Below are 5,309 nucleotides of genomic sequence, written 5' to 3'. Positions count from 1 at the left end.
TTGACTGGTTTTATGTACTAAACCGGAAATCATGTGTAGTGGGAGGCGCTGCCTTGCTCGACAATATCCTCCTGTTGCCGTACTGCTCACTGAGGGATGAGTATTGATTCGGTCAATAGCAGCACCATTCACGATATTCTGACAGGAACCATCTGCACTCAACACTTGAGTAACGAACATGGATAATGTAACAGAGGAAGGATAAAGACGATTCCGCTGGTTTGACTCGAATTCATTGACTATAGGACATAACTCGGTTGTGCCTAATAAACGACTAAATGTATTTAAATTAGAATTGTTTATTTGTAGTTGAATAGTATTTTGTTGATTATCATTACAATTAGTATTAATGTTCATGTAAGCAAGTATTCCTTGATAGTTTTTTTGTTTCGACGCAAAAATCAATATCATTGAAAACTTGCTTTTTCATTTATATTTCAAAAACTTACAGCTTAAGTAAGTGCCATTCGAGTCTGACCATTGATTCAACAAGGCAATTACCCATAATTTAATCTTTACTCTTAAGTGACAGAACGCACAACCCCACCTTCGACACGAATTGCGGCTCCTGTTGTTGCAGAGGCTAATGGGCTGCATAAAAAAGCGACCATATTCGCTATTTCCTCGGTGCTTTCAAAGCGTTTAATTAATGAGGTAGGTCTCACTGTTTTAAAGAAATCTTCCTCAACCTCTTTGGCGGTTAGATTATGTTCTTTTCCAATACTTTTAATAAATTCATCAACACCCTCGCTTCTAGTAGGGCCAGGAAGAACGGAGTTTACTGTAACTTGGGTGCCTTCTGCAGTTTCAGCAATGCCGCGGGCTATAGATATTTGCGCTGATTTGGTCATTCCATAATGAACCATCTCTTTGGGAATTTGCACCCCAGATTCACTGGAAATAAAAATAATTCGCCCCCAATTTTGTTTCAGCATAGGAGTAAAATAATGTCTGCTTAAACGCACGCCACTCATGACGTTAATTTGAAAAAAACGCAACCATTCTTCATCAGAAATATCAACAAATGGCTTCGCATCGTAAATTCCCACATTATTTATCAAAATATCTACTTTTGGTAATTGCTTAATTACTTGATCACAGCCCTCTTGGGTACCTAAATCAGCAACGGCTGCTTTGAGCATTGCCCTGGGAACTTTTTTTTGTATCTGTTCTATGGCTCGGTCAACGCGCTCCTGAGAACGACCATTGACAATAACTATAGCTCCTTCCTTTGCTAAAAGTTCAGCGATTGCAAATCCAATGCCTACAGTTGAGCCTGTAACCAAGGCTGTCTTATCCTGAAGTTGTAAATCCATTTTTTATTTCTCCTTCCAATTGCGTGGGTATTTCTAATCGTAGTATTAAGTTTAGTATATTTAGTACACGTCTACATTACAAAATCCTTTGATTGGAAAAATTGCGATATTATGAGGTTCCCACTACTTTTTCTATTTCAAAGCGATAGCATGACTTAGTGCCATTTGACTCTTGACTCTCTGGCCACATTGATTCATTGGTTTTTAACACTAAGAAATAAGCGCCCTTAGAATCCGAACCCGGTGATTTCCAGCTCTGTTGTTCCCTCAGCTTTCGATAACTCGGCCCCAGATTCTATTGAGTCTGTGATTATAGGATCTTGTTGTGGTGAAAAAAAACGAGGAGATGCAGTAGGAGCAACTGTTCTCTGGTATCGAATATCTGGTTTAAACTGGGCACTCTCAGCCACCTCATACAGCTCAGCTGAGCTTCTATGCTTATCAAGTGTTTCTAATTTATTATTGTGATTAGGTATAGTTAATATTTCTGCTATTTTGACTATAATTCGTACTGGAAATGCTATTGCATGAAGTATAAGTACAGCAACGAATAAAAATGTTTTTATTATTTTCCAAGAATAAGATTTAACACGCTTAGTGTTATCATGTTCTAAAGACTGAAGCTCTGGCGCCTCTTTACGACAATCAGGAGTTTTGGCATGCGCAAAAAATCTGTTTTCATGTATATCCCCGTGCCGATAAACCTTTGTGCCTTGGGGCATATAAAGGCTGCCTAAACCCAATACGGGATCGTTTAGATGTGACACTACCGTTAATCGTCTAGTACTCGTGTCGTGGAGTCGTTTTGAGTTTCTGTTTTCATAGATTTCTTTTTCACGGCTAGTAAGGGCTGGAGGATTCATTATAAAATAGTCTACTGCATCCGGCTGATGTATATACGCGTGCAAACTCATAGCCCCACCTAAACTTTGGCCAGTACACATTACCCGTTTGTTTGTTCGCTTATACTCACTATCAATCCAGTTTTGAAGTTTTTCCTGACCACGAGCGTATAATTGCGTGCCAACAGAACCAACAGGTCTCGTATCAGCCAAAATCCCGGCCAGAAACCCATGATCCGCGGGTGTGGTCGTCCCTTGAAAGATTAAAAAAGACTGAGCGTTTTTATCTGTTATGGCCGTTAAGCCATATGCATAGTACGTTGAACTGATCCATCCAGATGTTAATGCAATTTTTTGAATTGAGTAGTCTATTCCTGCGATGGTTATAAACTGTCCTTCCTGTGGATCTGCAAAAGCAATATAGGACAGTGCACTATAAAGAATAAGGTCTTTTTTTAAATCACTTAAATCAGGGTTAGCAAAAGATATGGATATTTTTTCAGACAATGCATCAAAAAAATCTTGTGAAAATTGTCGATTTCTTACAATGAGCGTTGCTGAAAATAACTTCACCCACTCTAAAAACCCAAGAGATAGCTCCTGTTCACGAAACAACCAACCAACCACTTTTTGAGAAATTGATGCACTAGCTTTATTAGAATTAGACTCCGTCATTTCATGAACCAAATAAAGTCAATATATTCATTTAGTGTACATAAATCTACATTTAAAGACAAGAATCTATAGCCCTTATCGCAGAATTACGTTGAATTGATAATTGTTCCTCCAATAATTTTCACAACACAATATGAACTTTTTAACCTCCAAAAAGGCAAACATTGACCAAATCGAGTTTATGATATACATATTTATATATATATATTTATTTTTGGAATGTATAAATGCCTACGCCTAAAGAAGTATCAAAACATTTTGAACAAGGTAAAGTAATCGATGTGATAGATACATTTAAACATCTTAACAACCAAGTAAGTACATACACACCAGGTCTTGGACCTTTACCAAAAACAGTTTATACCTATCAATATGAGGAATTAACTCGTAGATTGATGGCAGGTGAAGCATTTACTTGCGTGCAGGCAGAAGACAAGAGCACGGTCATTAAATTTAATAGAGGCCAAGAATATAATCTCACTGAAATCGTAGCTCATGCCAATTTAGATCATCTGACATTCAGTCAAAGTGACTTGGCGCAATATGAACAGTATTGCGAGAATGTATCCGAAGTAAAACCGCAAAATGAACACGGTGAATATCCTACAGAAGAATATATAAAATCAATAGATCCCAAGGGCGTATTTAACGATATGCATTATGCAGAAAAACTAGCACTTAACATCTATTCTACGAATTATTATAATGAAATGAATCCTTTCTTGCGTGGATATTATAACTTTAAAAATAAAACACCAGCAGAAATAAAAGATGTTATCATCCATAGTGCTATGTGCGGACAAGCACTTGCTCAGGCACCAAATATGGATCTCGATGGCTCTTTTCGGTATGAAGGGGTATATGATAAAGCTCAATTAGAACAACGTATTAAAATAGCTGAAGAAGGTGGTGCTGAAATAGTTCGAGGATTTATTAGTACTGGCGAAGAGCCTGCGTTAGCATTCAAAAATAAAGTGGCTATTACCTATACAGGCCTTAAAGGAAAATATGTAGGGCCATTATCAAGATATCCCACGGAGAAAGAGTTCTTAATTCCCCCTACTCAAATGACTTATGAGGCACATGTACTCGAAAATGGGGTTCATTATTTTCATGCTCGACCTGTAATTGATGTGAATTTAGTTGATGAAAAAGTAAGAGAAATTGCACCAACAAATACCGTTAATATGACTAAGATTAATGAACTATTACGTTCTCTGTCTGCAATTGATAAGCTAATAAAAGACAATTGCCCTCCCTCTGAATATAAGACTTATAAAGCGCAGGCTAATGAAATAAAAGCTTGGGCGATTGTTAAATCAAAAGAATTAAATGAAAATCCAGGCTATACAGCAGCAATAGCTGAAGATTTAAGCACCATGTGGAATAAATTATCTGGCTTAAGCGTTAACGTTACCAAAAACCAAAACAAATTGCAGGCAGAGTTAAAGGGCTATCATCAAGAGATGTATCAAAGACAAGAAGGTGAAGAAAGTATAGGGAAATATCAACTAATTAAGGAATGTAATGAAGCGTTGCAACAACTGCAAGCTCGTGAAACCGAAGGGAATGACGCCAACCTAAAAGGAGATAGTTCTACTTTTAACACCAAATATAAAGATGGATTTGAGCATTATGATTTTAATGAGCTGATAAAAATTAGAGATGAGATCAGTAACGAATTAATAGCCTCCAAAAAAGAAACGTGTTTAACCGCATTAAGCGAAATCAAAGATCGAGGAATCCAACTTAATGATAAAAATCTAGACAAATTTATTGAAAAAATGTACAGCAATATTAGCAGAACAAAAAATATCTTTAGATTAGATGAAGTAAAAGAATATTTAGAGTGTAAAGCTGTATTGCAAAAAATAGAGGTTACCCGCTTTGGTCCTAATGATCAGCAAATGAATAACTTCGTTCAGGAATATCAGCACAAACTTGATAACGCTAAGGGCATAGATAGTTTTAGAGAAATTAAAGCAGAATTAAACTCTAATTTAGAAGCAATACAGAAAAATAGTCCTGCAATAGAGGAGTTAAGAAGTATTGTGCAAAACTATCGTGATAAGGCCGGTACCTTTACCATAGGCATGAAAAGCAAAGCAAATAAAATTGAACGAGCCATTGGTAATGATGTGCCAATTTCAGAACGCGGAGCTGTTCAACAATCAGAGTCTGTATTGGAAGCGCTAGCCTCACATCGCTATCAGCAGGGGAAAGTCTATCTTGATCATGGAATAGTTGACGAGAAGAAAGCATCAGGAACCTTTCAACAATTCAAAGAAAAAATGAATAAAATAAAAGATAAAGAACCAGAAAAAACATCTGAAGTGGAGTTAAGCCCCCCTGAGTTCGCTCAGAAAAACTCAATGTCATAGGTGTTCAAGAAGCCTAACCGAATGGCGCAAAGATAACGTTAGTTCGGGATAAATTCACAACATATCAGGGCATAACCAGGCCAAGCTTGCTCTAG

At 37.1% G+C, this 5,309-nt stretch carries 3 protein-coding genes and 1 pseudogene; 1 reads left to right on the top strand and 3 read right to left on the bottom strand.

The features are described 5' to 3' along the window. The 3 genes and pseudogenes from LDG_RS20665 to LDG_RS02970 form a co-directional block, all read right to left on the bottom strand. Window positions 1-357: pseudogene (locus tag LDG_RS20665) on the bottom strand (IS4-like element ISCARN115 family transposase); the annotation flags it as partial. A gap of 164 nt (window positions 358-521) precedes the next feature. Beyond that, window positions 522-1,316 carry an SDR family NAD(P)-dependent oxidoreductase gene (locus LDG_RS02975; RefSeq protein ID WP_006869643.1) on the bottom strand — a complete coding sequence of 265 codons (795 nt, stop codon included), beginning with the start codon at window positions 1,314-1,316 and terminating at the stop codon, window positions 522-524. A gap of 227 nt (window positions 1,317-1,543) precedes the next feature. Beyond that, window positions 1,544-2,833 (bottom strand): alpha/beta hydrolase-fold protein, encoded by a 1,290-nt coding sequence (locus LDG_RS02970; protein WP_040534266.1) that lies wholly within the window; start codon window positions 2,831-2,833, stop codon window positions 1,544-1,546. A gap of 227 nt (window positions 2,834-3,060) precedes the next feature. Between LDG_RS02970 and LDG_RS02965 the strand changes: the two genes are divergently transcribed. After that, window positions 3,061-5,214 (top strand): ADP-ribosyltransferase family protein, encoded by a 2,154-nt coding sequence (locus LDG_RS02965; protein ID WP_006869641.1) that lies wholly within the window; start codon window positions 3,061-3,063, stop codon window positions 5,212-5,214. The last annotated feature ends 95 nt before the right edge of the window (window positions 5,215-5,309 follow it).

The organism is Legionella drancourtii LLAP12 (assembly GCF_000162755.2).
GTDB classification, from domain to species: Bacteria; Pseudomonadota; Gammaproteobacteria; order Legionellales; family Legionellaceae; genus Legionella; species Legionella drancourtii.
Note: the sequence above shows the minus strand (reverse complement) of the source record. Positions and strands in the feature narration are given on the sequence as shown.

Coding starts and splice junctions, on each gene's coding strand:
- LDG_RS02975 (WP_006869643.1), bottom strand. CDS start 1,316: ATGGATTTACAACTTCAGGATAAGACAGCCTTGGTTACAGGCTCAACT.
- LDG_RS02970 (WP_040534266.1), bottom strand. CDS start 2,833: ATGACGGAGTCTAATTCTAATAAAGCTAGTGCATCAATTTCTCAAAAA.
- LDG_RS02965 (WP_006869641.1), top strand. CDS start 3,061: ATGCCTACGCCTAAAGAAGTATCAAAACATTTTGAACAAGGTAAAGTA.